This is a genomic window from Rhizobium sp. AN68, from assembly GCF_030758035.1.
GTDB lineage: Bacteria > Pseudomonadota > Alphaproteobacteria > Rhizobiales > Rhizobiaceae > Agrobacterium > Agrobacterium tumefaciens.
In genome coordinates this window covers 1,878,418-1,904,911 of the sequence record NZ_JARWMI010000002.1, presented here as the reverse complement: position 1 = coordinate 1,904,911, position 26,494 = coordinate 1,878,418, and the positions used below count along the sequence as shown (strand labels likewise).

General features: G+C 59.4%; 22 protein-coding genes and 2 pseudogenes. 11 read left to right on the top strand and 13 right to left on the bottom strand.

The features are described from left to right. Nucleotides 1-45: 45 nt before the first annotated feature. Both RBH71_RS12075 and RBH71_RS12070 read right to left on the bottom strand, forming a co-directional pair. On the bottom strand, nucleotides 46-2,133 hold the full coding sequence (locus RBH71_RS12075) for an ABC transporter substrate-binding protein (RefSeq protein ID WP_323687320.1): 2,088 nt from the start codon (nucleotides 2,131-2,133) through the stop codon (nucleotides 46-48). 107 nt (nucleotides 2,134-2,240) lie between these two features. Further along, a complete protein-coding gene (locus RBH71_RS12070) occupies nucleotides 2,241-3,707 on the bottom strand; it encodes an alpha-glucosidase/alpha-galactosidase (RefSeq protein WP_013761095.1) in 1,467 nt (488 codons plus the stop codon). 197 nt (nucleotides 3,708-3,904) lie between these two features. Here RBH71_RS12070 and RBH71_RS12065 point away from each other — a divergent pair, with 197 nt between their 5' ends. Together RBH71_RS12065 and RBH71_RS12060 are read left to right on the top strand one after the other, a co-directional pair. Further along, entirely contained in the window at nucleotides 3,905-4,798 is an 894-nt protein-coding gene (locus RBH71_RS12065) for an AraC family transcriptional regulator (RefSeq protein WP_323687319.1), read from the top strand. Nucleotides 4,799-4,871: 73 nt separating this feature from the next. After that, entirely contained in the window at nucleotides 4,872-5,339 is a 468-nt protein-coding gene (locus RBH71_RS12060; RefSeq protein ID WP_162694213.1) for a hypothetical protein, read from the top strand. Nucleotides 5,340-5,351: 12 nt separating this feature from the next. Here RBH71_RS12060 and RBH71_RS12055 read toward each other — a convergent pair. The 3 genes and pseudogenes from RBH71_RS12055 to RBH71_RS12045 form a co-directional block, all read right to left on the bottom strand. Further along, nucleotides 5,352-6,261 (bottom strand): annotated as a pseudogene (locus tag RBH71_RS12055) (DMT family transporter). Further along, complete coding sequence (locus RBH71_RS12050; protein ID WP_323687318.1) at nucleotides 6,258-8,660, bottom strand: PIG-L family deacetylase; 2,403 nt, start codon at nucleotides 8,658-8,660, stop codon at nucleotides 6,258-6,260. Before RBH71_RS12050 ends, RBH71_RS12055 begins: the two are co-directional and overlap by 4 nt. A 19-nt stretch (nucleotides 8,661-8,679) precedes the next feature. Next, entirely contained in the window at nucleotides 8,680-9,906 is a 1,227-nt protein-coding gene (locus RBH71_RS12045) for an ROK family transcriptional regulator (protein WP_323687317.1), read from the bottom strand. Between the two features lie 245 nt (nucleotides 9,907-10,151). Between RBH71_RS12045 and RBH71_RS12040 the strand changes: the two genes are divergently transcribed. Genes RBH71_RS12040 through RBH71_RS12015 form a run of 6 tightly spaced genes read left to right on the top strand, consistent with a single transcriptional unit; the run spans nucleotide 10,152 to nucleotide 16,669 of the window. Further along, the gene (locus tag RBH71_RS12040; RefSeq protein WP_323687316.1) at nucleotides 10,152-11,417 is read left to right on the top strand and encodes an extracellular solute-binding protein; all 1,266 of its coding nucleotides are present in this window, start codon (nucleotides 10,152-10,154) and stop codon (nucleotides 11,415-11,417) included. Between the two features lie 16 nt (nucleotides 11,418-11,433). Then, the gene (locus RBH71_RS12035; RefSeq protein ID WP_004431252.1) at nucleotides 11,434-12,375 is read left to right on the top strand and encodes a carbohydrate ABC transporter permease; all 942 of its coding nucleotides are present in this window, start codon (nucleotides 11,434-11,436) and stop codon (nucleotides 12,373-12,375) included. Beyond that, nucleotides 12,372-13,214: a carbohydrate ABC transporter permease gene (locus RBH71_RS12030; RefSeq protein WP_112951399.1), complete on the top strand. Its 843-nt coding sequence runs from the start codon at nucleotides 12,372-12,374 to the stop codon at nucleotides 13,212-13,214. The genes RBH71_RS12035 and RBH71_RS12030 overlap by 4 nt, the downstream gene beginning before the upstream one ends. 4 nt (nucleotides 13,215-13,218) lie before the next feature. Beyond that, nucleotides 13,219-14,733, top strand: a complete 1,515-nt coding sequence (gene argH / locus RBH71_RS12025; protein ID WP_323687315.1) for an argininosuccinate lyase — start codon at nucleotides 13,219-13,221, stop codon at nucleotides 14,731-14,733. Continuing rightward, a complete protein-coding gene (locus RBH71_RS12020) occupies nucleotides 14,733-15,773 on the top strand; it encodes a sn-glycerol-3-phosphate ABC transporter ATP-binding protein UgpC (RefSeq protein WP_323687314.1) in 1,041 nt (346 codons plus the stop codon). The genes argH and RBH71_RS12020 overlap by 1 nt, the downstream gene beginning before the upstream one ends. Beyond that, nucleotides 15,770-16,669 (top strand): carbohydrate kinase family protein, encoded by a 900-nt coding sequence (locus RBH71_RS12015; RefSeq protein ID WP_323687313.1) that lies wholly within the window; start codon nucleotides 15,770-15,772, stop codon nucleotides 16,667-16,669. The genes RBH71_RS12020 and RBH71_RS12015 overlap by 4 nt, the downstream gene beginning before the upstream one ends. Nucleotides 16,670-16,681: 12 nt before the next feature. On the opposite strand, the gene betC is transcribed toward RBH71_RS12015, so the two are convergent. Beyond that, nucleotides 16,682-18,196 carry a choline-sulfatase gene (gene betC, locus RBH71_RS12010; RefSeq protein ID WP_323687312.1) on the bottom strand — a complete coding sequence of 505 codons (1,515 nt, stop codon included), beginning with the start codon at nucleotides 18,194-18,196 and terminating at the stop codon, nucleotides 16,682-16,684. A gap of 14 nt (nucleotides 18,197-18,210) precedes the next feature. Continuing rightward, nucleotides 18,211-19,164: a choline ABC transporter substrate-binding protein gene (locus tag RBH71_RS12005; RefSeq protein WP_323687311.1), complete on the bottom strand. Its 954-nt coding sequence runs from the start codon at nucleotides 19,162-19,164 to the stop codon at nucleotides 18,211-18,213. 94 nt (nucleotides 19,165-19,258) lie between these two features. Between RBH71_RS12005 and RBH71_RS12000 the strand changes: the two genes are divergently transcribed. Beyond that, entirely contained in the window at nucleotides 19,259-20,155 is an 897-nt protein-coding gene (locus RBH71_RS12000; RefSeq protein WP_111800805.1) for a choline sulfate utilization transcriptional regulator, read from the top strand. 30 nt (nucleotides 20,156-20,185) lie between these two features. Here the strand turns inward: RBH71_RS12000 and RBH71_RS11995 are convergent, their stop codons facing one another. Both RBH71_RS11995 and RBH71_RS11990 read right to left on the bottom strand, forming a co-directional pair. Next, nucleotides 20,186-21,637 carry an aldehyde dehydrogenase gene (locus tag RBH71_RS11995; protein WP_111803143.1) on the bottom strand — a complete coding sequence of 484 codons (1,452 nt, stop codon included), beginning with the start codon at nucleotides 21,635-21,637 and terminating at the stop codon, nucleotides 20,186-20,188. 16 nt (nucleotides 21,638-21,653) lie between these two features. Next, complete coding sequence (locus RBH71_RS11990; protein WP_112199208.1) at nucleotides 21,654-21,851, bottom strand: hypothetical protein; 198 nt, start codon at nucleotides 21,849-21,851, stop codon at nucleotides 21,654-21,656. Between the two features lie 132 nt (nucleotides 21,852-21,983). Here RBH71_RS11990 and RBH71_RS11985 point away from each other — a divergent pair, with 132 nt between their 5' ends. Next, a complete protein-coding gene (locus tag RBH71_RS11985) occupies nucleotides 21,984-22,859 on the top strand; it encodes an AraC family transcriptional regulator (protein ID WP_112199209.1) in 876 nt (291 codons plus the stop codon). An 87-nt stretch (nucleotides 22,860-22,946) separates the two neighbouring features. On the opposite strand, the pseudogene RBH71_RS11980 reads toward RBH71_RS11985, so the two are convergent. Together RBH71_RS11980 and RBH71_RS11975 are read right to left on the bottom strand one after the other, a co-directional pair. Continuing rightward, a pseudogene (locus tag RBH71_RS11980) lies at nucleotides 22,947-23,690 on the bottom strand (SDR family NAD(P)-dependent oxidoreductase). A 26-nt stretch (nucleotides 23,691-23,716) separates the two neighbouring features. Then, nucleotides 23,717-24,106 carry a DoxX family protein gene (locus tag RBH71_RS11975; RefSeq protein ID WP_323687310.1) on the bottom strand — a complete coding sequence of 130 codons (390 nt, stop codon included), beginning with the start codon at nucleotides 24,104-24,106 and terminating at the stop codon, nucleotides 23,717-23,719. 153 nt (nucleotides 24,107-24,259) lie between these two features. On the opposite strand from RBH71_RS11975, the gene RBH71_RS11970 reads away from it, so the two are divergent. Next, nucleotides 24,260-24,643, top strand: coding sequence for a helix-turn-helix domain-containing protein (locus tag RBH71_RS11970; RefSeq protein WP_323687309.1), 384 nt, complete (start codon nucleotides 24,260-24,262; stop codon nucleotides 24,641-24,643). Between the two features lie 5 nt (nucleotides 24,644-24,648). Here RBH71_RS11970 and RBH71_RS11965 read toward each other — a convergent pair whose 3' ends face one another. Together RBH71_RS11965 and RBH71_RS11960 are read right to left on the bottom strand one after the other, a co-directional pair. Next, entirely contained in the window at nucleotides 24,649-25,461 is an 813-nt protein-coding gene (locus tag RBH71_RS11965; protein WP_025594946.1) for an ABC transporter ATP-binding protein, read from the bottom strand. Next, nucleotides 25,458-26,492, bottom strand: coding sequence for a FecCD family ABC transporter permease (locus RBH71_RS11960; protein WP_111827910.1), 1,035 nt, complete (start codon nucleotides 26,490-26,492; stop codon nucleotides 25,458-25,460). The genes RBH71_RS11965 and RBH71_RS11960 overlap by 4 nt, the downstream gene beginning before the upstream one ends. Nucleotides 26,493-26,494: the final 2 nt, after the last annotated feature.

Below are 26,494 nucleotides of genomic sequence, written 5' to 3'. Positions count from 1 at the left end.
CGCGCTTCACGCGCGACCGGTACCGGGTTTTCTCCGGGAGGAGTTCTAGTTGATCGGGCCGCCCTCACCCGGCTTGCCGGGAAGCTGCTCGGGGAAAAGCTCGTATTTGCCCTGCTTGTCGGCCGCGACCCAAAGGCGTTCGCGGATGATGGCGTCTTCAGCCCAGTTGAACATGAAGATCGGCGTGCCCTGCGGCACATTCGAGAACCGCTTGTTGACGATGAGCGCGCCGGGATATTCGGTAAGCCCTATCGTGTAGAGGTTCTGCGTGTAGACCTTCTGATATTGCTTCATCAGTTCCGCCCGCTCGGCATTGTCCTGCGAGGAGATGAATTTGCGCACGATATCGGCCATCTCCTTTTCGAACGGCATCAGATCCAGTTCCTTGCCTTCAGGTGCGCGATGGTTCCAGCTGGTGCGCGGGCCAACGGGTGCCAACTGCTCGGTATTCTGCACCACGGACGAAAGCTCGGTGGAGTTGCGGCGCACCAGCCAGTCGAACTGACCGCCATAATGGGCCGCATCGCGCTGGTTGGAATCAAGGCTGTTGATGACGAGGCGAAGGCCAAGTTTCGCCATTTGCCCGACAAGGCCTTCCGCGATGCTCTTGTCCGTTGTGTAGCCGTTATTGACTAGAAGAATGATCTCGACGTTTCGTCCGCCCAGTGTCTCCTTCGGGAAGTTCAAGAAGCCGTCGCCATCGGTGTCCTTCAGGCTGATTGATGCAAGGGCGGCTTTCGCTTCTTTAAGGTTGAAGGGGTAATAGACCGTGGAATTGCGATCGTAAAAACCGGTGCCCGAGGAAATGCCACCCGGATAGATCGCTGTGAACGGGCCCTTGACGAGGGAGTCGCCGATTGCCTTGCGATCGAGTGCCGAGGTCACGGCCTGACGGAACACCTCGTTGCGGTTCAGCTCGCGAATGGCCTGCCCGCGCTCGTCCGGATTTCCCCAGCCATTGGCGGAAAAGTTCATCTGCAGATTATAGCCGATCAGGCGTGGCCCGAAGGCAAGGCGAGCCGGCGCATTCGGGTCAGCTGCGCGTTTCAGCGAAGCGACGAAATTTTCCGGCTGTTCGAGATTGGAGAAATCGCCCGATCCCGCCACAGCCTGCACATCGCGATCGGCCCAGGTGGAGAGCTTGTAATGAAGCTCGTTGAGATAAGGCAGCTGCTGGCCCTTCTCGTCGACCTTCCAGTAGTATGGATTGCGCCTGAGCACGATGATGTCGTCGGGGCGATATTCCACCGGCACCCAACCACCCATGACAGGCATGTTCATATATTCCGGCGGAAAGGCGTTCTTGAACTGGTTATATGTGTTCTTGGAATATTTAGGATGCTGTGGCTTCAGAATATGCGCCGGTCCGGGGCAGAAGCTCGGATAGGCCATGGTGTAGAGATATTGCTTCGGGAAAGCGGTCTTGAAAGTCCACTCCACCGTATAGTCATCAATCTTTTTGAGCGTGGTGCCCTCGCCGAAGGCTTCGGGCGACGCGCCGCCGCCGAGCGGCGAGACGTTGGGATCGAGAACCGCATCTTCCCAGTAGAACATGACGTCATCGGCGTTGAACGGCACACCATCAGACCATTTGGCACCCTTGACCAGATGCATCGTCAGCTTGTGGCCATCCTGCGACCACTCCCAGCCTTTGGCGAGATTGGGCAGCGGTTCGGTGTCCTTGGCATTCACCTGAAACAGCGGCGCTGTGCGAGTCAGGCATTCGGAAAGCGCAATATCGATGCCGCCCCAGCCCTGGCTCTGGCCGGCAATGTAGTTCCAGCCTTCGGGCCGTCCGCCGATCACATGGCGCATCGTATCGCCATAAACGCCGATGCCATCCACCATGTTGCCGGTCTTGTAGACCAGCGGCTCCTCAGGCAAGCGTTCCTTCAAGGGCGGCAGCTTGCCTGTCTTCTCGAATTTTTCGGTGATCCAGTCCGGCTCGCTGTAGCTCGGCAGGGCCTTGAATTCGAGGATCGAGTCGCGCGCCACATAATTGATCTTGCCTTCCGCCGGAAACTGCGGCGGCTCCGGCGGCGTGGTGGTTTCGAAGGCGTTCGCACTGAGTGCGATCATCGAAACACCAAGACTCAGTGCCGAGATGATACCGATCTTGCGTTGAAGTTGCATCGTCATTCCTCCCAAATGGCAGCTCTTCGACCGCCCACCCTCTGTTGTCGCGGTAGCCACGGCGGCGAACTCCTTTTCACCACCGGCCTGTTCCCATGCCTTTTCCTTCAAACGGCCTTTTTCAGCGCCGATTTCTCGGCCCGTAGTTCCTCGATTGAGCGCACATTGCGGCGCGCCGCACCCGCCCAGTCGCGGGTCTTGACGGTGGATTTCGCAAGCCGCTCCTTGGCATCAGGCACGGCATCCGCATATTGCGGCAGCCAGCGCGCCTGTGCGACGACCATCTCGTCCACCATCTGCCAGACCTCCTCCGGAGTGGCGACGGCGCCGACCAGCGGGTCATGCAGCACGGCAAGCTTCAGAAGATCGATATCGCCGCTGACCGCCGCATGTACCGACATGCGCTGCACGTTGATAGACGCCATGCAGGTCGCTGCGCAGGCTTCCGGCAGCGTGATACCCGAGACCATGTTGATGCCGAAACGATCCACGAAACCGGGCGACTCAATGATCGCATCAGAAGGAAGGTTGGTTATGACGCCATTGTTCTTGACGTTGAAGTGGCCGCGATAGACACGCCCGGTTTCAAGCGCTTCGAGAATGTGGCTCGCATGTTCGTTGGAGCGCTTCTCCGGTTCGATGGGCTTGGCGGCTGACGCCAGGAACTGCGGGAATTCCGTTTCGAACCAGTTCCGCGTCTCGGTGGAGTGGCGCAGATAACCGCCGGTTTCGCCGTGAATCCAGTCCGACATATCGATCCAGCGGGCAATTTCATCCGGGCGCTTGCGGTACCAAGGCAGATATTCGGACAGATGGCCGTTGCTCTCCGTCGAGTAGACACCGAAGCGCTTAAGCACGTCGATGCGCAGCTTTTCCTGCTGTGAGAAAACAGGATGCGCCTCGAAAGCGGCGACCAGCTCTTCTTTGCCGATCTTGCGGCCATTCAGCCTCAGATCGATGAACCATGTCTGGTGGTTGATGCCCGAGCAGATGTAATCAAGTTCGGACGGGGATTTTGCGCCGAGAATTTCAGCGATCTGCTCCGCACCGTGCTGCACACCGTGGCAAAGACCAACCGTATCCACCTTGCCGTATTCGATGGCTGCCCATGTATTCATGGCCATGGGGTTGGCGTAATTCAGGAACTTGGCACCGGGTGCGGCGACCTCGCGGATATCCTTGCAGAAATCCAGAATGACCGGAATGTTACGCTGGCCATAGAGAATGCCGCCGGCGCAGATGGTGTCACCGACGCACTGGTCAATCCCGTATTTCAGCGGGATACGGATGTCGTCCGCATAGGCTTCCAGACCGCCGACCCGCACACAGCTTATGATGTATTTCGCACCCTCAAGCGCGCGACGGCGGTCGGTATGCGCCGTCACCTTCACGGGAAAACCGTTTGCTTCCACGACCTTGTCGAGGATCGCCCTGATCATATCCAGATTGTGCTGGCTGATATCCGTCAGCGCGACCTCGATGTCGCGAAACTCCGGCACGCACAAAAGATCGGTGAACAGTTTTTTCGTGAACCCGACGCTTCCGGCGCCGATTATAGCGATTTTGAAACTCATAACGCCACCTCTGTTGCAAATCGAACGGGTGAAACGGGCCAAACGATCATAATAAGGCGCTGCGAGAATATACCTGTAAGAACCCCGGAAAACCGGCACTCCTGAAAAATTCTCCGCAACAATATCGCGCTGGCTGTCTCCTCGGTTCGGGATTATGCGTATAATGACGAGCGGAACCAGAGAAGGATTATGCTTTCATGGGTAATTTTGTGCTGCGCGATTTGATCGATCAGGGGCCGGGGATGCGGACCGTCTCGCTGCCCCGCGGCCGCCAGACCCTGCACACAATGCCTACCAGCAGCGGCTATGAAATCCGCAGCAGTGGCAATTATGACTGGGACGGACGAAAGCGCGGACAGACACCATTCACTGTGCTGCAATATTGCATTGGCGGACTGGGAAACCTTCGTTACGAAAACCGTCATTACGTGGTGAAGCCGGGCGAAACCCTCCTGTTGCTCATCCCGCACAATCATCGCTACTGGCTGGATGCGGGAAAGCAATGGGAGTTCTTCTGGATCTCCATGAATGGCGAGGAGGCCTTGCGCATTCACCGCAATATTCTTGCCGTCACCGGGCCTATCCTCAAGCTGCAACAGGAAACCGTCGATCATCTCGCCCATTGTTGCTCGCGCCTCGTCACCGGCGCGGAAACACCAGGGGCGGCCTCCGCCGTCGCCTATGAAGCGGCGATGACGCTTTATGACGACGTGTTCGGCTCGCATCCCTCCTTTGGCGGTGAATATCGCACCATGCAGCAGGTACTGAGCTATATAGACGGGCATCTCGGAGAGCGTCTTTCCGTCAGCGATCTTGCCGCCGTCGCCGGCCTCAGCCGTGCGCATTTTTCCCGCATCTTCACGGCAAGCGAAGGCCTGCCACCGGCCGAGTTTGTATTGCAGCGACGGTTGAGACGGGCAGCCAAGCTTCTCACCACAGCCGAAAACATCCCCATCAAGGAGGTATCCGTGCTATGCGGCTTCGAAGACCCGAACTATTTCTCGAAGGTCTTCCGCAGGCTATATGGCATCAATCCAAGCGAATTCCGCACCACCGGCATGTATGCGAGCGTTCAGCAGAGCAGATCGTAAAAAACAACTTCGTTTTGCCACGTTTCAGGCGATTAAGAATTGGCCATACAGCCCCTTTTGGAGACCGAATGAGGTGAACAACAAAATCAGGAAGATCCTCATCTTTCCGCTTCGGGCAATCATCGTGTTTGCCCTGATCCTCGACGGCATTTTTCGCCCGCTCTATCGGCCGATCATCAAGGCGATATCCAGACTGACATTCATCAGGAAACTGGAAAGCCGGATTGGCGGATTACCGCGTCTTGCCATTCTTCTTTTGCTGGCGGTGCCATTTGCCATCGCCGAACCGATGAAAATCATCGGCCTGCTCCTCATCGCGCACGGCACCGTCAAAATGGGAATTGCGCTGACGATCCTCGCTCACCTCGCCACGTTCCTGATTGTCGAGCGCATTTACCACGCCGGTCGGGAGAAGCTCCTCACCTACGCTTGGTTCGCATGGATCATGCGATATGTGCGCTTTGCCCGTTCGTTTTACGATCGCTTCAAGCGCGCGACACTGGGCTGGATCCGGCTGAGCGTTCTGGCGCGTCAAAGATAAAAGCGGCACCTTTCACCGCCGGCCGCGCAACTTCTTCAAAAGATATTCCGCAAAGGCGGTTGCCTGCAAGGAGACGAGAATGATGGCTATGCCAAGAACAACACGGGCTTCAGGCACCTCGTCAAACAGGAAGTATCCCACAGCGGTCACGAACAAAATCGACAGATATCCAACGGGCGCCAGAACACTGGCGTCAGCGATGCGATAGGCCCGCAGGAAGCAATATTGCCCCATTTGCGCAAGCAGGCCGATGGCGAGCAGCGCCCCCAGTCGAGCGGCATGACCGGTTTCCACGTCCAGATCGCCGGAACGGCGGTAATGACGGCAAGACCCACCGTGTAGAACACCATCATGACAGTGGTGTTTTCTTGCCGCAGCGCCCGGGTCTGGATCACCGCAAGCGCGCCGAACACGACGGAGACGAGGACGACGAGCACGCCTGCGTTAATCTCCGCGCCGCCCGGCCCGATGACTACAAGAACGCCAACAAATGCGAGGCAAGCGCCGACCCAGCGATATCGACTTACCTTTTCACCGAGAAAGACAACCGCCATGGCCATCGTCACCAGCGGGCGTGAGAAGCCGACAGCATTGACGGTGGCGAGCGGCAAGAGGGTGATGGCGACGAAGTTGCTGGTGAGTGCAATGGCGTTGCAGCAGATTCGGAAAAGGTTGCGCCAGGGATATTTGACGCGCGCCATTTCCCCCGGTTGCGCCAGATAAGCGGCAGGATGAAGATCAGGCCGATCATCGCCCTTATGAAGACAAGCTGGAAGGCCGGATAGGTCACACCCTGCGCCTTGACGAGGGCTGTCATTCCACCCGAAACGAGGGCCATATCCATGAGCAGCCAGCCGATGCCCGCGCGAGCATCGTTTTCGCGCGGGTTTTCCCGTTTTTCACTCTGGTCCTGGCCATTCACGCGGGTTGCACAAGGTTTGCCATGAGGCGGAATGCCCCCGGCACCAGCTTGTCCATCTGGTGGTGCAGCACGAGGCTCGTATGCGTATGCCGGCCCCTGCCAATGGCCGCCGAGACCAGCGCCCCTTTCAGAGGCTGTTCATCGACATCGTGCATGGCGAGCAGGGGCTCATAAGCATCATCCCAGCGCGCGGCGAAATAGAGCCCTCTCTCCTTGTCCCAGCCCGTCCAGTCGGCAGCACCGATCGTGTTGGGCCCGACAAGCAACGGATGATCGGGCAATAGCACCGTTACCTCCGCATTTGGGTCCGTCACCCGCCAACGCAGGGAAGGCTTGCCGATCTCGAGTCGCCTGACGGGCGTCGTCTCAGGGCTCCATCCGTCGGTCGGCCGGTGATAAAGCGTGACAAGATGGCCGCCCTCTTCGACGAAGCGGTGAAGCCTTTCGGTTGCCGCAGCCAGATCCTTGCGAATGCCGAAGGCGAAGATGCCCACAACAATCGTCGTGAAGGACGAGAGATCACCGCCAAGCGCCTGCGCATCGAGTTCGGTGACATCAAGACCCATGCGCGAAAGCCATGATCCGACCCGGTCGGCACCGCCGCCGACATAACCGACGCGCGCGCCCTTGGGCAGCTTGAGATCGAGCGAGAGGATTTTCAGAGCGGAGGGTGCCAGAAACCGCGCCCGGCCTATATGCGGATATGCGATGGGCGTGATCTGGAAGGCAGGTTGCGAACCGACAAGCGCTTCGATCTGGGCAAGGCCGACCGCTGCCTCACCGGTACGCTCGGCAATCCAGTCATTGCCGGTCTTGCGCAGGTTCCAGCCACCCGTACTCCTGAAAGACAGCGGTGCATCGGCACCCTTTATGTGTGCCTGAAAAACATGGGAATCCTGCCCCTGTCCAAGTGGAACCAGAAGCGCATCGGGCGAAATCGTCAGCGACTGCGCCGGCGTCACGAAAAACGGCTCCTCCAGATCGAAAGCGGCCGAAACCTCCCTGCCTCCAATCCTTACGGACAGGCGCACCGAGGCATGACCATTGCCGCCTGAGGCTTTCCAGGCGGGCTGGTAAAGCCCGGAAACGGCCGCGTCCTGATCGGCGGCAAGTGAGAAGACCATTGTCTGGCCACGCGACTGAACCGAAGACGATACGCCAGCCGGAAGGACCGGGGTAACCTCGACGTCAAATTCAGCCGCCTTTCCCGCGAGTTCCACATAGAGAGATGACGTCCCGCCCGGAACGATCTCGGCCGGCTCGGCATAGGCCCGCTCGAAAAGATCAAGCGCCGTCAGGATGGCGGCATCGACCTGCGCCCGTTTGCGCGCGATCCGGTGCCCATGCAACTCCCTGAAGTCCTGCGCTGCGGCCTCGTCAACCTCTTGCAAAAGGGCTGCCGCCGTCAGAAGTGAGGCCGTGATCCGCTGCGCGTCGGGAAAGGCATCGATTGCGTCAGTGATTGCCTGTTCGGCCGCAACCAGCGCCTTTGCCAAATCGGCGGTAAGACCCGGAAAAGCCGAGAGATCAGCCAGCGAAGACGGCAGGCTGTCGAGGATCGAGCTTTCCTCACCGCCCGCGACGTTGGAGAGCCCGAGATGCAGTGGCCATGCTTCCTGCGCCCGCTTCGGCCAATGCCCCATTCCCTGTGAGGCATGATAATAACGCGACCATTCGCCGATGCGGTCGTATTGCGCGCCGGTTGCCCGCTCCTTGCCCACTGCATTGACTGTCAGCGTCGTTTCCGGCGGAGGCACCTCGTCATCATAGGTGTCACCACCACCAGACCATGCAGGAAGGTAATATTTGGCCACCTTCCACGGCTTCAGCCCCTCGGAGAAATGCTCGGGGTAGGCGGCAGGATCAGCCGCCAGCGCGATTGCGCTTTTCGCCGCGCGCGTCATGGCGCGGTGGTGCCCGTGTTGTCCCGGCACGTCGAGAAATGTCGGAATGACGATATCGGGCCGTTCCTTGCGATAGGCGCGCACCAGCCGCTCGACGACGCGCTGCTGCCCCCATCGACCAAAGGTCTGGTCGCCATCCTTGGAGAAGCCGAAGTCGTGGATGATATCCGCCGGGCCATGGCCGAGCCAGCTTATGTCCGCATCGATGATGCGGGCCGCCTCCTCCAGCTCCCGCGACCGGATGACGCCAAGCGCGCCCAGCCGCTCCGGCCCGAGCGCATTCTGCCCACCTTCACCGCGCGTCGAGCAGGCGATGATGATCCGCATGCCCAGTTCCATCCGGAAATAGGCGAGAAGCCCGTTCTGCTCGTCGTCCGGGTGCGCACCGGTGTGCATGACGGTTACAGTGGATTTCAGTGCGCTCAGTCTACGGTGCAGACGCACGAGCCATGGATCGGCCATCTGCCGTTCGATGCGCTCCCGGGGATTAAGCATGGGCGGTCTCCTCCAATATTCAGCCGGGCACCTGCGCTGCGGCGCCCAGGGACGTCTCGAGTTTTGGTGTGACAATGTCGAACAGCGGCAAGGCGGCAGCACCAAGCGCCGCCGTCAACTGTCCGGACTTGCCGTGGATGACGCGCGGCAACTCTCTTTGCCGCCGGCTAGCAACCGAAGTCGGCAGATGCCCCATCCGCGCAATGATCTCGCTGATGATGTTTTCAGGCAGCGCACCGCCGAGAATGACCGTCTGCGGATCGAGAATGTTCTCGAGCATCGCCACCATGGGCGCCAGATGGACGGCTGCCTCGTCGATCCATTCCATCACGACCGGATTGCCCGCGCTGAACAGGGCTTCAAGATCATCAAGCTCCGTGTCCGCAACACCGGCGCAGACGAGCTTTTCCTTGAGCACATAGAGGGAAGCATAGGCCTCCAGGCAACCTCTTTGCCCGCAAGACGGGCAAGGCCTTCCCTTGGGCGAGACGGTCACATGGCCGATTTCGCCAGCGTTGCCGAAAGCGCCGCGATAGGGCGAACCATCCTGGATGATTCCGAGACCAATGCCGACGCCGAAATAGACCATGCAGAAATTCGGGATAGCCAGCCCTGCGCCGAACAGGCGCTCGCCGACGGCAGCGGCCGTCGCATCGTTTTCCACCACGACCTGTTGGCCGCAGGCATCGCTCAGCATCTGGCGGGCATCGACACCCACCCAGCCGGAAAGCGTCGTCGGACCGACAGAGGTCATGCCGTCAATCTCGAAAGGCCCGGGCATGACGACGCCGGTGCCAAGCAGCCTGCACCCGACATTCTTCGCAACCGCTGCATGCTCCGCCGCAAAGGTTTTGAGTATAGCGTCCGGCGTGGTGTCCTTGAGCGGCGTGACGCGCTGCGTGCGCAACACGCCGGCCAGATCAAGACCGACGGTGACCATATGGTCTGCGGCAATCTCAACCCCGATCGTTGCGCCACCATCCGGGTTGACGGCAAATTGTATCGGCGGCTGGCCCCTGCCGGTGCGCCGGCGACCAAGCTCTTTCAGGAGCCCCTCACCCACCAGCTCATCGACGATATTGGCAACCGCCTGGGGTGTGAGATGCGTGATCTTGGCTAACTGGGCGCGACCGAGCGAGCCGTGCCGCCTGACGATGTCGAGGACGACTCGCCTGTTGTGTTCGCGGCTGCGCTCAGGATTTTTTCCGATTGCTACGGGATAGGTATCCACCGTGTGCACCGTCATCTCTTCAACTTCCCGTCCGTTAGAAAATTCATAGCGTCGAAGTGAGGATAAGCGCAATATAATAATTCAAGTAAATTATGTTATTGACAAATGCTCGCCTTCAGAGAACCGTAGAGAGCGACCGGGGGTCAGAATTGCAAGGGGCGGAACGCGTAAAAATCCCGCTGCCGGCAAATCGATGAGCGCGCGCGAAAGCGCGGATAAAGGGAACGATCACTCCGCATCCGGAAGACCGGGCGGAGAAAATGGAGGCTTACATGCGCAGGGCAACTTTGTTCGCCGGCTTGGTCGCCGGTTTCAGCACATTTGCATTCAACGCCGCGCAGGCGGTTGAAATCGAATATTGGCAATATGTCTTCGACACACGCGTCAAAGCGATGGACGAGCTTATCGCCGAGTTTCAGAAGGCCAATCCGGATATCACCGTCAAACAGGTGACCTTCCCTTATGCCGACTACCAGACGCGAGTGATTGCCGCCAACATGTCCGGTAAAGGCCCTGACGTGATGCAGCTCTTCTACGGCTGGCTCGACAAGTTTGCAGCCGGCGGTATCTTGCAGCCGCTGCCGACAGACGCTTTCCCGCATGACAAGATCGAAAGCGAATTTTTCCCCATCGTCGGCGCCATGAAGCGCGGCGACGATTATTACGGCTTGCCGACGGCGGTTCGCTCGCTCGCACTTTTCTACAACAAGAAGCTCTTCACGGAAGCCGGCCTTGACGCCGCCAATCCGCCGAAGACGCTGGACGAATTTGTTGCCGCGGCGGAAAAGATCGCCAAGCACGATGCCGCCGGAAACCTGACCGTTGCAGGCTCCACGCTCGATATGGGCGGTCAGGACCACCAATGGTGGCGCGAAGTTCTTATCCGCCAATATGGCGGCGAGCCCTACACCGACAACGACCAGAAAGTCACCTATGACAGCGAGGCGGGCATCCAGGCGCTGAAGTTATATACGAGCCTGCAGCTTGAAAAGAAGATCGGTCAGGTGGGCTTCATGGACGAAGGCCAGGCTGCCTTCCGTGCGGGCAAGGCAGGCATGACCATCGACGGCACGTTCAGGCTTGGATCTTTCAGAACCATCAAGGACTTCGAGTGGGGCGTGACCGAGCTTCCCACCAATGACAAGAATATCCGCTCCAACTATGCCAGCTATTTCGCCAATGGCATCAGCGCCAAGACAACCGGTGAAGAACTGGAAGCGTCGAAGAAATTCCTCACTTACATCTCCTCACCGGAAGCCATGGCGATCTGGCTGAAGACGGTTGGCGAGTTGCCGGCGCGGCGATCTGCGGCGTTGACCGAGGAGAACCTGAAAGACCCGATCTATGCACCGTTCCTGAAGGGTCTCGAATACGCCCATACGACACGGTTCATGGATGAGGCAGCCCAGCGGCAGAACGCCATCGACATGACGAACCGGATTTTGCTCGAGGGTCAATCCGTCGAGGAGTCCATCAAGCAGGCCGCCAGCGCCGAGCAGGAAATCATCGACGCGGCCAAACCGTAAAACCGCAGGTCCAATCATGACAGCGATCGATCAACAGGGGGCGGCATCCGGCCGTCCCGGCGGCTCCTTCGGGGATCGCTTTTCCATGCGCACGAAGCGGCTTGTGTGGATCTGGAGCTTTCTTGCTATCCCGATCCTGTTTTACAGCATCATCCGTTTTTACCCGACGTTGCAGGCCTTCTGGTTGTCCTTCACCAACTGGGACCTGCTGCGCCCGGCAAAGTTCATCGGCGTTGCCAATTACGTCAAGCTGTTCAAGGATCCGCAATTCTGGAAGGTTTTCAAGAACACCTTCACCTATCTCATCGTCGGCACGCCCATCAGTCTGGTTCTGGCTTTCGTCATCGCCTTTTATCTGGATCGGGTGCGGATCCTGCACGGTTTCATCCGCGCGCTTTATTTCCTGCCCTATTTGACGACGGCAGCGGCAATGGCATGGGTCTGGCGCTGGTTCTATCAGCCGCCGCCGATCGGCATCATCAACGACGTGCTTGGCATGATCGGAATTCCGCAGCAGCCATTCATCCGTTCCACCGATCAGGCGCTTTATTCGGTCATGGTCACGTCCATCTGGGCGGGGCTTGGTTTCCAGATCATTATCTTCATGGCGGGCCTGCGCTCCATTCCGACGACATTTTATGAGGCCGCGCGCATCGACGGGCTTGGCGAATGGGCGATCCTTCGAAAGATCACGCTGCCGCTCCTGAAACCAACTACCGTTTTCCTCGTGGTATTCTCCTCAATCGGTTTCCTGCGCATTTTCGATCAGGTCTACAACATGACCACCAACGATCCGGGCGGACCGCTCGGCTCAACCAAACCGCTGGTGCTGATGATCTACCAGACCGCGTTCAACTCCTATGCGATGGGTTATGCCGCCGCGCAGACGGTCGTCCTGTTCACCATTCTTCTTGTCGTGTCGCTGGTCCAGCTCTGGGTTCTGAGGGAAAAGAAATGAGCGAAGCGTTGCCACTCTCCCACGCCCACGTCCGCCCAGGCCGCATCCTTGCCTGGACGCTGCTGTTCATCGGCGGCCTGATCATGATTTCGCCGCTGCTCTTCATGTTTTCGACCTCGTTCAAGACCGCGGATCAGGTCTATGATCTCAGGCTCATTCCCGCAGCACCGACGCTTGCGAATTACATGACTGTCATGGCCGACGGCCGTTTTCTCCGCTGGTTCTTCAACTCGATGTTCGTTGCGGTCATCGTCACCGTTTCCAACTGCTTCTTCGACAGTCTGGTCGGTTATACGCTGGCCAAATTCGAGTTTCGGGGTCGCTACTTCATCTTCCTCGCGATCCTTTCCACACTGATGATCCCGACCGAAATGCTTGTTATCCCCTGGTATCTGATGTCCAGCCAGCTTGGCTGGCTCGACAGCTACTGGGGCATCATGTTCCCGGGAATGATGACGGCCTTCGGCACCTTCCTGATGAAGCAGTTCTTCGAGACGGTTCCGAATGACTTCCTGGAGGCAGCGCGTGTCGACGGGCTGAACGAATTCCAGATCTGGTGGAAGGTAGCCCTGCCGCTGGTGACGCCTGCCCTTTCGGCGCTTGCGATCTTCACCTTCCTCGGCAACTGGACAGCATTCTTCTGGCCCCTGATCGTGACTACCAGCAAGGAGCTGTACACGCTGCCCGTCGGCTTATCGAGCTTTGCGGTGGAACAGCAGATCCAGTGGGAAATGATCATGACCGGCGCTGCCATTGCGACCATCCCAACCCTTATCGTCTTCATCGTCCTGCAACGCTACATCGTTCGCGGTGTGATGCTGGCAGGCCTGAAAGGATAACATCATGGCCGATATGAACCCGCGCCTGTCGGATACCAGCGAGTTTCCCGACCCAGTTTACAAGGAAACCGTGCTGCGTCCGCTTTTCGATGGCGCCAAGAACCACCATGTCGACGGTTTCCGCCGCATCGACCGCGCCCATCTGGTCATGCTGCGCGAGACCGGCATTCTCGATGCGGACACGGCAGCAAAAATCGCCGGAGCGCTTGATGACATCGACAGGACCATCAATCCGTCGGAGCTGGTCTATACCGGCGAGGTCGAGGATTTCTTCTTCCTGATCGAAAAGGAGCTGAAAGCCCGCATCGGTATCGATGTGGCAGGCCGCCTGCACACGGCACGCTCGCGCAACGACATAGATCACACGCTTTTCAAAATCGGCCTGAAAGACAAGATCGACACGCTCACTGCCAAGGCGCGGCTTCTGCTGGCCGCTCTGATCGACGCCGCCGAGCGCAATGAAAAGACGTTGATCGTCGCCTATACGCACGGACAACCGGCCCAGCCCACCACCTTCGGCCACTATCTTTCCGCCGCCATCGAAGTGCTGATCCGGGATATTGACCGCTTCACTGAGGCCCGGCGCATCGTCGATCTCTCACCCATGGGCGCTGCGGCCATCACCACGTCCGGCTTTCCCATCGACCGGGCACGTGTCGCCGAACTTCTCGGCTTTGCGGCACCCTTGCGCAATTCCTATTCCTGCATCGCCGCCGTCGACTATACGACCGCGACCTATGGCGCCATCGAATTGATGTTCCTGCATCTCGGCAGGCTCATTCAGGACTTCCAGTTCTGGACGAGCTTCGAAGTCGGGCAGATCTACGTACCGAATTCGCTGGTGCAGATTTCGTCGATCATGCCGCAGAAACGAAACCCGGTCCCGATCGAACATCTGCGCCACCTTGCTAGCCAGACATTCGGGCGGGCAAGGACTATGCTCGACGTGATGCACAACACGCCCTTCACCGACATGAACGACAGCGAGGGCGAAACCCAGGGCATGGGTTACGAAGCCTTCGCCTCTGCCGGCCGGGTGCTCGATCTCCTTGCCAGCCTCGTCGGCAAGATCAGTATCGATCCGGAAAGGGTCGACCAGAATATTCGCCGTTCCTGCATCACCATCACGGAACTGGCAGATTCTCTTGTCCGCATCGAAGACCTGTCATTCCGCCAGGCCCATGAAATTGCCGCAACCGTCGCCAAAAGCGTTGTCGCGCTGAAGGGCGACCTGCCGAACGACGGTTACCAGCCGTTCCGCAAGGCGTTCGAGGAACTGGCAGGACGCGAGACCAGTGTCGATGAGGAAAAGTTCAGGCAGATCGTCTCGCCCGAGCACTTTGTCGCCGTGCGCAGCCGCTTCGGCGGCCCTGCCCCGGAGCCGATGCGCGAGGCGATTGCGGCCTATCGCGACAAACTTGCTGCGTTTGAAGCAGAAGCACAGCGATCCGCCGACTACGCAGCGACAAAAGCCGCTGAGCTTGCAGAGAAATTTACCGCCCTGACGGGAGCGCGATAATGGCGACAATCGAACTCAATCAACTCGTAAAGCGCTACGGCAAGGTGGAGGCAGTCAAAGGCATCGACCTTGCCATTGAAGACGGCGAATTCGTCGTATTCGTTGGCCCTTCCGGCTGCGGCAAATCCACGACACTCAGAATGATCGCGGGTCTGGAAGAGATTTCGGGCGGAACGCTGAAAATTGCCGGAAACGTCGTCAACGAGAAAGAACCGAAACAGCGCAACATCGCCATGGTCTTCCAGAACTATGCGATCTACCCGCATATGACGGTTCGCCAGAACATCGGCTTCGGGCTCTATACCTCAAAGCTCGACAAGGCGGAAAAGAACCGGCGTATCGAAGAGGCCGGTCGGGTGCTCGGACTTGAGGCATTGCTAGACCGTCGGCCCGCGGCTTTGTCAGGCGGACAGAGGCAGCGCGTCGCCATCGGCCGCGCCATGGTGCGCGATCCCTCAGCCTTCCTTTTCGATGAGCCGCTGTCCAATCTCGACGCCCAGTTGAGATCGCAGATGCGCATTGAAATCAAGCGCTTGCACCAACGTCTTAAGACAACCACCGTCTACGTCACTCACGATCAGGTGGAAGCGATGACCATGGCCGACCGGATTGTCGTGATGAAGGACGGCCATATCCTTCAGGTCGGCACGCCCTCGGAACTTTACGAGACGCCGGTGGACGTCTTCACTGCGCGTTTCATCGGCAGCCCGTCGATGAACCTGCTGCGGGGCAAAAGAACGACGAACAGCGTTACACAGTCTGCCGATGGCGATCTGCTGATTGGCATTCGCCCCCATGATCTGCTGGTTGGAGAAGGCGAGGCAACTCAAGGGTCCTTCTCGCTGGAGGGAACAGTGACAGCCGTGGAGCCGCTCGGCCCGGAAACGCTGGTTCATCTGGACACGCCCACGACCTCGGTCATCGCGACAGCAAGGGGCAAAGCCATTCCCCAGGTGGGTAGCCGCTTGCAATGCGAGGCGCAGGCAGGCGCGCGCTATCTTTTCGATGCCAAGACGGAAAAGCTTCTGGGCCGCGCATGATGACGACAGACACGGAAAAGTCAGCGGTCATCAGTATCGGCCGGATATATTGCGACCTCATTTTCACCGGGCTTGACGAATTGCCGGTGCTCGGCCGGGAGCTGTTTGCCAGCGACATGGAAATCGCCGCCGGTGGCGGGGCTTTCATTGCGGCTGCGCATTTCGCCCATATCGGCCGCACGGCCACGCTGCTGGCAAGGCTCGGCACCGACACCTTCTCACGCGCCATCGGCGAGAAAATGCAGCGAAGCGGTGTAGACCTGCAATTTCTGGAACACTCGGCAGATGCGGGCCCGCAGGTCACCGTTGCGACGGTGGTTGGCCATGACAGGGCGTTTTTGACACGGCGCGCCGGCATCGCCCGGCCATCGACCCTTGATGCCGCCTTTTCGTGGAACGGGGCCTGCCATCTGCACATCGCGGAATTCGCCACGCTGCACGAAATCCCCGATCTCGTCGCCCGCGCCAGGGACAGCGGACTGTCCGTCTCGCTCGATCCCAGCTGGGATGCCTCGCTGATTTATGACAAGGGCCTGCTCAAGGCGTGCGATGGCGTCGACGTGTTTTTGCCCAACCTCGAAGAAGCCGAGGCGATCACAGGCCATTCTGACCCTGAATCGGCGGCCAGGGCCTTGTCGGGGTCGTTTCCTGTCGTCGCCCTGAAAGGCGGGGCAGAGGGCGCCTGGGTGTCCTCGCAAACAGGCCTACACCATGCGGCGGCAAAGAAGGTACCCGTCGTCGACACGACAGGCGCGGGTGATGCCTTCAATGCCGGTTTCATCGATGCGTGGCTTCGTCGGGCGGACGAGAAGCAATGCCTTGAGGCAGGCGTCGCGGCGGGTAGCCTCGCCGTGCAGGCCACGGGCGGCGCGCCGAGAACGACCGCCGCCGCATAATCCCTGCCAGCGTTATTCCCCGCGTGGAAAACGCTGGTTTTCCTCCAGCACGTTCAAGTCCATGTGGTTGCGCATGTAGCGTTCCGAGGCTTTCTGCAATGGCTGATAATCCCACGGGAAATAGGCGCCGTTTCGCAGCGCCTTGTAGACCACCCAGCGCCGCGCCTGACTTTCCCGGACCGATGCGTCGAAAACGGGCAGCTGCCAGCGTCGGCCGATTTCAGCCGAAAGCGATGACAGCACATCAGCGAATTCAGGATTGCCGGCAAGGTTTATCTGCTCTTCAGGATCCGTCTCGAGGTCGTAGAGCAACGGCGGATCCGCTTCGCAGACCGAGAGCTTGTAACGGCCATCCCTGATGGCGACGAGTGGCGCAATCGAACCTTCGGCGGCATATTCCATCGGCACCGGCCCGCGCTCGCCTGTTCCCGCAGCCAAAGCCGCAAGGTCTTCGCCATCCGTCCAGCGTTTCAGTGAGGTAATATCGAGGCCTGCCAGACCGCATAGCGTCGGTGTGACATCCAGCGTCGAAACCGGCGCGTCGATAAGCGCCGGTTTCCAGCCGGGTGCTGCGATCATCAAGGGCACGCGGGCCGAACCCTCGAAAAAGCACATCTTGAACCACAGGCCGCGCTCGCCCAGCATGTCGCCATGATCGGAGAGGAATAGGATGATCGTGTCCTCCTCCATCCGCGTCGCCTTCAATACGTCGAGAATTTCGCCGACCTTCTCATCGATATAGGAGATATTGGCGAAATAACCGCGCCGCGCCCGGCGTATCTCGTCGGGTGAAATATCGAAGGCCTGATGATCACAGGCTTCTAGCAACCGCTTCGAATGCGGATCCTGCTGCTCGAAGGGAAGCGCCCCTATCTGCGGATCGAGTGCCGGGCAATCCTCATAGAGATCCCAGAATTTCCGCCGTGCCACATACGGGTCATGCGGATGGGTGAAGCTGACGGTCAGGCACCACGGGCGATCATCGAGCCGGCGCGACAGATCGTAGAGCTTGCGGGTTGCGTGATAGGCAACCTCATCGTCATATTCCATCTGATTGGTGATTTCGGCAACGCCCGCGCCGGTGACCGAACCGAGATTGTGATACCACCAGTCGATCCGCTCGCCCGGCTTGGTATAATCAGGCGTCCAGCCAAAATCCGCTGGATAAATATCCGTCGTCAGACGCTCTTCGAAGCCGTGCAGCTGGTCCGGTCCGACAAAATGCATCTTTCCGGAAAGGCCGGTGTAATAACCAGCTGCCCGCAGGTGATGCGCATAGGTCGGAATATCCGACGCGAATTCGGCGGCATTATCGTAAACCCGCGTCCGGCTGGGCAATTGACCGGACATGAACGAAGCCCGGGCCGGCGCGCAAAGCGGACTTGCCGTATAGGTTTTGGCGAAACGGACAGACCGCTCCGCCAACGCTTTCAGATGTGGCGCGTGGAGAAAATCGGCCGGGCCATCGGGAAAAAACGTCCCGTTGAACTGGTCGGCCATCAGGATCAGGATATTGGGACGCGGCATTTCACCCTACAGTCTCAGAAGCCAAGCTTGCCTTTGACGGCATCCGCACCCGGCTTGCCATCCAGCGTGGTAACGCCCTGCAGCCAGCCATCCAGCGATTTCGGATTGGCCTTCAGCCACGTCGCTGCCGCCGCCTTGGAATCCTCGCCACCAAGAATGGAACCCATCAGGGCATTTTCCATGCCGATATCGAATTTGAGGTTCTTGAAAAGCGTTGCCGCATTCGGGCATTGCTGCGGCCAGCCGGTACGGGCAAGCGTATAGACCTCGGCACCGCCGAAATTCGGGCCGAAATAGGCGTCACCGCCGGAGAGATAGGCGATATCGATCTTCTCGTTCATCGGGTGCGGCGCCCATGCTAGGAAGACGACCGCCTTTTTGTCTTTTCCGGCCCGTTCCACCTGCGCCAGCATCGCCTGCTCGCCGGATTCAACAAGCTGCCAGCCCTTCAGGCCGAAATCATTGGCATCGATAATCTTCTGAATGTTCTGGTTGGCGGGTGCGCCCGGCTCAATGCCGTAAATCTTGCTTTCAAATTCGTCAGCGTGTTTGGCAAGATCCGAAAAATCCTTCACGCCCTTTTCGGCCATATAGGAAGGCACTGCCAGGGTGAACTTGGCGCCTTCAAGGTTTTTCGTCAACACGTCGGCCGCCTTGGCGGCGTTGAGGTCGTCAACGAAGGATTTCTGGGCGGGCATCCAGTTGCCGAGAAAGACGTCGATCTCACCGTTTTTCATGGCCTGATAGCCGATCGGCACCGACAGCGTCTTGACGTCAGCCTCATACCCCAAAGCTTCGAGCAGAACCGAGGCGACGCCATTGGTGGCGGTGATGTCGGTCCAGCCGGGATCGCTGAGGCGAATGGTCTTGCAGGCCGCATCATCGGCGGCATAAAGCGGGCTGGAGAAGGCCGCCACGGACAAAAACAGACCGGCGGCGATGCGGTGCATGCGAGAAACGGTTTTCATTGCGGCTCCCCTTTTATTAGTCCAGTTTATTGAACACCACATTGTTTTTGCCTGTGAAGCGGGTATTTTTCGATGACTGATATAAGGAATTTCTATGACAGAGCGGCCGCTCGATCTTGGATGGATGCGCATTTTTACCGAGGTCGCCCGTCGCGGCAGCCTGACGGCAGCGGCGGCATCCCTGCGGCTGACCCAGCCAGCTGTCAGCTATCAGATCCGCCGGCTGGAAGACGATCTGGGCGTTGCACTGGTGCGGCGTAAACATCGCGGCATCGAGTTGACGGCCGAGGGGCAAAAGCTGTTCGAGATCGTCTCGCGCAATGTCGATGCCATCGACCTTCTGGCCCAGCAACTTCGCCGAACGGAGGAACGGCAGACAATCCGCCTGCACACGGACTATGCCTTCTCCTCTCTTTGGCTGATCCCACGCATGCATGGTTTTCGCGCGCTCAATCCCGACATCAACATCCAGATCGTCGCCACGCAGGATCCGCTCGGACAGGGCAAACACGACAGCGACGTGATGATCATCTTCGGCACGCGGCAGGATGCCGGCGACGGCGCGGTGCTGCTGCTTTCGGAGAAGGTCACGCCCGTCTGTTCGCCGGCGCTTTTGGCGGAGCAGTCGGCACCCGAAACCGTGGCTGATTTTTCGCGGCTGAAACTCATCCACCTCGAAAACACCTCACAGGCGCACTGGTTCGACTGGGCGTCCTATTTCAAGCATTTCGGCGTGCTGAGAGGCGCGGAAAACGAAAGCGGAGACATCAGCTTCAACAATTACACCATGGTGGTTCAGGCAACGATCGGCGAACAGGGTTTTGCCCTCGGTTGGGCGGGACTGGTCGATCCGCTGGTCGAGGCAGGCGTGCTGGTGACCGCAGGCCCGAGTCTGGATGCGCCGGGTCGCGGCTACTGGTTGCTGAGGCCGAAAAGCAGCGACAGTGCGGTCAGAAAACTCACCGGCTGGCTGATCGACGAGAAGCGTTGACGTGACCAGCCAGCCGGTGATGCTTCCGGCTTAAATCGGGTAATGCAACGGTCCGTCCTGCAGCGTGACCCATCGCAGTTCGGTGAATTCCGCAATGCCCGCCGTGCCGCCAAAACGGCCGTAACCGGAGGCCTTCACCCCACCGAACGGCATCTGCGCCTCGTCGTGAACGGTGGGTCCGTTGATGTGGCAAATGCCGCTTTCGATGCGTCCGGCTACCGCGAGTGCCTTTGCCTGATCCCTGCCGAAAACAGCTGCGGAAAGACCAAACTCGGTTTCGTTGGCGATACTGACTGCCTCATCGACGCTGGCGGCGCGAATGATGGAAACGACCGGGCCGAAGCTTTCTTCGGAATAGAGCCGCATGGCAGAGGTCACGCCATCGACGGCAAGCGCATCCAGCATGGTACCATTGCCGCCTCCGCCGGCCACAAGGCGTGCGCCTTTGGCAACGGCGTCATCCACCAGCGCCCGGATGCGGGACGCGGCCTCGGCGCTGACCAAGGAGCCAAGCGGCATTTTTCCGTCGCGAGGGTCTCCAGCCTTAAGGCTCGCCGCTTTTTTGGCAAAGGCCTCGACAAAGGTGTCGGCAACGCTGTCGAGTACGATGATGCGTTCCGTCGACATGCAGATCTGGCCCTGGTTCATGTAAGCGCCAAAGGCGGCCGCAGCCACTGCCGCATCGATATCGGCATCATCAAGCACGATGAAGGGTGCCTTGCCGCCAAGCTCCAGAAGCGCTGGCTTCAGGTAACGGCCCGCCGTTTCCGCAATGACACGACCGACGCGGGTCGAACCGGTGAAATTCACCCTTCTGACAGCCGGATGGGCGATCAGTGTTTCAACGATTTTCGCCGCATCTTCCGGCGCATTGGAGACGGCGTTCAGCACACCTTTCGGCAGACCTGCCGAAGCGACGGCCTCGATGATCAGCGCATGGGTGCGCGGGCAAAGCTCCGAGGTCTTCATCACCACGGTGTTGCCACAGGCAAGTGGCGTGGCGATGGAGCGTACGCCGAGAATGACCGGTGCATTCCATGGCGCGATGGACAGAACCACGCCTGCCGGCTGGCGAAGTGCCATCGCCGTGGTTCCCGGGCGGTTGGAGGGAATGATTTCACCCTTTATCTGGGTCGTCAGACTGGCCGCCTCGACCAGCATGTCGCTGGCCAGCATCACGTTGAAACCGGCCCAGGCATCCGTCGCGCCAATCTCCTCTTTCATCGCCAGCGTAATCTGCGGCCCGGCATCGCGGAGCGCCTGCGCCGCGGCAAGAAGCAGGCGACGGCGTTCGCCGGGCGGCGTTGCCGACCAGACGGGAAAGGCTGCGGCTGCGGCATCGGCCGCACGTGTGGCATCCTCAGGCGTTGCCGCCGCCGCACTGGTTGCCAGGTCCCCGGTAATAGGATTGTTGCGCTCGAAACGCTTGCCGTTTGCGGCTGGGCAATGGTCGCCACCGATGAAAAGATTGACAGTCTGCATGGTCTTCCTCCTGAATTCAGAAAATGGTGGCGGCGGCACCGCCGAAAAACGCCCGTTGCACGGTGGGACGGGAGGAAAGGGCTGCTGCCGTCCCCGCCCCTGCGATCCTTCCGGCTTCCAGCAGATAATCGCGATCGACAAGGGCAGAGCTTCCGCGAACAACCTGTTGCGCCAGCGCAAGGCAGGACAGCATTCTGCGCTTCATACCATTCATTATTTTCCTCCAACGGCGCAGTAGCGGGATTGCCATTCTCCTCAAGGCTTCCCTGCGCTGATGGAAGTTTAGCAACGACAGGCGCATATAAAATGCACTAATGTAGTGCATTATTGTACTTTTGGAGGATGAATGCCGCGTCACGGCCAGATAGCTGCTAACAGGATCGAAACGACGGCGCGCATGCTGACTTCGTCCCTGCGCGTGTCGGAGTTCAAGCTGGAACAGGGCGCAGCCCATTTTGTCGTCGTCTCAGCCGGTGAAGCGGAGATCATTCAGGGCGAAAAGACACTTGTGGTTACCGCGCCGGGGCTGGCCTGGCTGCCTGCCTCCGGCCCCGCCGGCCGCCTGCGGCTGAATGCCGGAAGCCGCGGATCACTGCTGAAAACGACCGAAATCGGCCTTGCGCATGCCATGCCAACCGGAACGAGCGCAATCATGGTGCGCAGCACATTGCAGCGCGTTCTGACCCGGACGTTGGCTGAAAAGGACAGCCAGGAACTGGCGGGTTATCTCGACACCATCGCGGATGAGAATTTCCGCTCATCGACAGCGTCGGATACGATCATCGCCAGCCTGTTATCCGTCACCCTTATCCGCATCTGCCAGCATGCCATGGCCGACGTTGCGGGCGCGGCTTCCACCGCAGGCAGCCTTACGGAGCGGTTTGTGCTACTTGTCAGTCAGCACAAACGCGACCAATGGGGCGTGGAAGACTATGCGGGTCAACTCGGCGTCAACCGTGAACGTCTTGGATTTGTGGTGCGCAAGGCAACGGGGCTTTCACCACAGGCCTATATTCACCGCGAACTGCTTTCCGAAGCGCGTGACCTTCTTCTTAACTCTTCACTGCAAGTCGCTGAAATTGCGTTTCGATTGGGATTTCAGGATCCTGGGTATTTCAACCGCTTCTTCACCCGCAATGAAGGCACGTCTCCCGGCCGTTTCCGGCGAACGGCGGTGCGCATAGAGAACGTAGCACCGCCGTCCTATGCCGCATGGCCTTGATTTCTGCCCGACAGGTGCAAATCAGGAGCGGCAGAAGAGACAACGGAGCGAAGTGCCGGCCTGTTTGCCCGGCACTCCAACGGGGCGTTAGCGGGCGCTGTCGATAATCTGGCCGCCGTCGGGGGTGAGGCTCGAGCCTGTAATGAACCTCGAATCGCTGCTTGCGAGGAAGAGAGCCACCGGAGCGACATCCTCTTCAGGGGAACCGTAACGACCAAGGGCATTCGTGGGAGCAGGAGCGTCGACGCCCGCACCCCAGGTGTCGGCAACCGGAAGCAGGTTGTTCACGGTGATATTGTCAGGACCCCATTCGCGCGCAGCAGATCTCATCAGGGCGCGGACGGCCTCCTTGGCAAGGTTGTAAGGTCCATACGGCGACATGCCGAGAATACCGGCCAGCGACGCGAAATTAATGATCCGGCCCTCGCCACTGGCCTTCAAGTACGGATAACAAGCCTACATCATGCGAAGATAGGCGATCGGCCCCATATCGAGGTTTCGTTGCAGTTGCTCGACTGTCAGCTCGAGGATCGGGGAGTGGACGACAGTCGGGTCGAACGCGACATTCACGAGAATGTCGATGCCGCCAAATACCTCCGCTGCCTCAGCCACAGCCCGGGTGATCTGTTGGCCATCGCCAAGATCACAGACGATGCCGAGCGCGGTGCCACCACTGGATTGTATCTGACTGACGACCGCGTTCACATTTGCAGGCGTCAAGGACAATACCACGACCTTGGCGCCCTCCCTTGCAAAGAGTTCTGCCGTCGCACGGCCAATCCCTCTGCCTGCGCCCGCCACGATGGCTACTTTTCCGGTCAGTCTTCCCATTTTGATTTCCTTTCGTGATGGATGCGTCAGAGCTGCCGTGCAAGGGCATAGGGGGACGGGACTTCGCGTGCAGCGTTCTGCATGGCGAAGGAAACGACGAGCAGCCCGAGCCCGATGGCGGCAGGCAGTGCGCCGGCAGGTTTGCGGACGCCGATATGTGCAAGGCCGGACAGCAGCAGGTGAAACAGTACCCCCGCATACGCCAGATCGCTGATGGCGACGTTGAACCGCGCAAGGATGGCGATGACGGCGGCGATCTTCACCGCCGTCAGAAGAGGCACAAGGTATGCAGGGTAACCGAAGCCGGTTATCGTCTCCCTCACCCAGCCGGATTTGACGACGTAGGTGACTGCCGACGCCAGATAGAGCAGGACGAGAAGGGTTGTTGCGACCCAGTAGATGTAGAATGAAGACATGGGATATCCATTGCCGCCGAATGTCTTCGGCAGCTTGATTTGTTCAATATTTTCGTTGTTCCGGAACAGCTTGGGGCTCATGATCCGGCGCTCACATGGAAAATGTGCTATTGAATGAATATGCGCAAGTAGGATGAATTTGGCGTGGTAAGTATGGAAAACCAGACTAATGGCGGTGAAACCATTAACATGCACGAGGAAATGCGTCGCGCTTTCGCGCTGCTTTCCGGCAAGTGGAAGCTCGAAATCATGTGGCTTCTCAACCAGCGGGTCTATCGTTTCAACGAGCTGCGCAAAGCCATTCCCGACATCACAAAGCACATGTTGACCTCCCAATTGCGTGAGCTCGAGGCCGATGGACTGGTCTCTCGCACCGTCTTTGCAGAGGTTCCGCCACGCGTGGAATATGAAATTACGGCAAAGGCGAAAGGACTTGGCCCGACCATGGAGGCATTGATGGCATGGTGGAACGAGTACGGCGCGAGCGTTCCGGTTAAAACCACCACCCGTGGACGCAGACGGTCACCGCAAAAATAGATGGATTATTGCGGCCGTTGCGCCGCCGTCCTGTGCCGCCCGATCGGCAGCATCATTGGTTTGCCCGACGTCGGGTCTTCGATGACACGGCTTTCTATGCCGAAGACGTGCCGCACGTTTTCTTCCGTCAGCACCTCCTCCGGCGTGCCGCAGATATGCAGCTTTCCACCGGTCATGGCGACCAGATGATCAGCGTAGCGCGCCGCGAGATTGAGATCGTGCAGCACCATGACGATGGTGGTCTGACGGGCATGGTTGAGGTCCGTCAGAAGATCCAGCACTTCCACCTGATGGCTGATGTCGAGGAAGGTGGTGGGTTCGTCGAGCAGCAATATCTCGGTCTCCTGGGCGAGCGCCATGGCGATCCATACGCGTTGCCGTTGCCCGCCGGAGAGTTCGTCCACCGGCCGCTCGGCAAGTTCAACCGTATCGGTGGCGACGAGGGCTGCGGCCACGGCCTCATCATCCTGGCGCGACCACCGCGCGAAAAGGCCGTGATGCGGGTGACGGCCGCGGCTGACCAGATCGGCAACGACAATGCCCTCGGGCGCAATCGGTGACTGCGGCAAAAGACCCATCCGTCTTGCAAGTTCGCGCGAGGGAAGACGGTGGATCGACTTTCCGTCGAGCAGGACCTGACCGGCGCGGGGAGAGATAAGCCGCGACATGCTGCGAAGAAGCGTGGACTTGCCGCAGGCATTGGCACCGACGATGACGGTTATCTGGCCGCGCGGAACGACAAGATCCAGCCCTTCGATGATGAGGTTTTCACCGTATCCGGCCGAAAGACGGTTCACGGAAAGGGAGTGGCTGGTCATAACGAGCCTCCGCTGCGGTTCACCCGCACGATAAGGTAGATCAGATAGGGCGCGCCGAGCGCGCCGGTGACGACGCCGACCGGGTAACGGCCAGGCAGCAGGAACTGGCCGCAATAATCGCCCACCAGCACCAAGGCTGCCCCAACGAGCGCAGCCGGAATGAGCAGCGACCCATTGCTGCCAACGATGCGCGCGGCAATCGGCCCGGACAGAAAGGCGACGAAAGCAATCGGCCCCGAAACTGCCGTGGCAAAGGCGATCATGCCGACGGCGGCGATAATCACGATGATGCGCGTTCTCCCCACCTGGACCCCAAGCGCCGCGGCCATATCATCGCCAAGCCTCAATGCCTCGAGATCGCGCGTGCGACTGAGCAGCAGGCCGCCAAAGAGGATGAGCGCAACGAAGAGCGGCAGCGTCTGGGCAAGTTTTGCGCCGTTGACGCTGCCCGTCAGCCAGCGCATCGCCTCCTGCAGCGTCCAGGCCGGTGCAACGGACAGGATATAGGCGATGAAACTTTCGAGCATGGCCGAAACGCCGATGCCGACAAGGATCAGCCGCGTTCCGGCAACCCCGTTGCGGAAGGACAGTAGATAGACCAGCAATGCGACGCCAAGCCCGGCGACGACGGCGAACACCGAAACGAGCGGTCCACTCAGATGCAGGACAACGATGGCAAACACCGCTGCCACGCTTGCGCCGGAACTGATGCCGATAATGTCAGGGCTGGCAAGCGGGTTGCGCAGCATGATCTGGAAGGCGACACCACCCAGCCCGAAGCTCAGTCCCGCGAGAACGGAGAGCAGCGCGCGTGGCAGGCGCAACTGCCCGACCGTGAAAGTGACGCCGGCAATGTCCTCTCCGAGCAGCACCCGCAGGACGTTGCCGGGCGGCGTGAAGGATTGTCCCAGCATCAGCGTCAATGCGAAAACCGCGATCAAAAGAGCTGAAAGGGCTGCAATGACAAGGCGACGCCGGCGCTGGCGGGCGTGACGGTTGGAAACCAAAGTTTCCATGACGGACGTGTGCATGT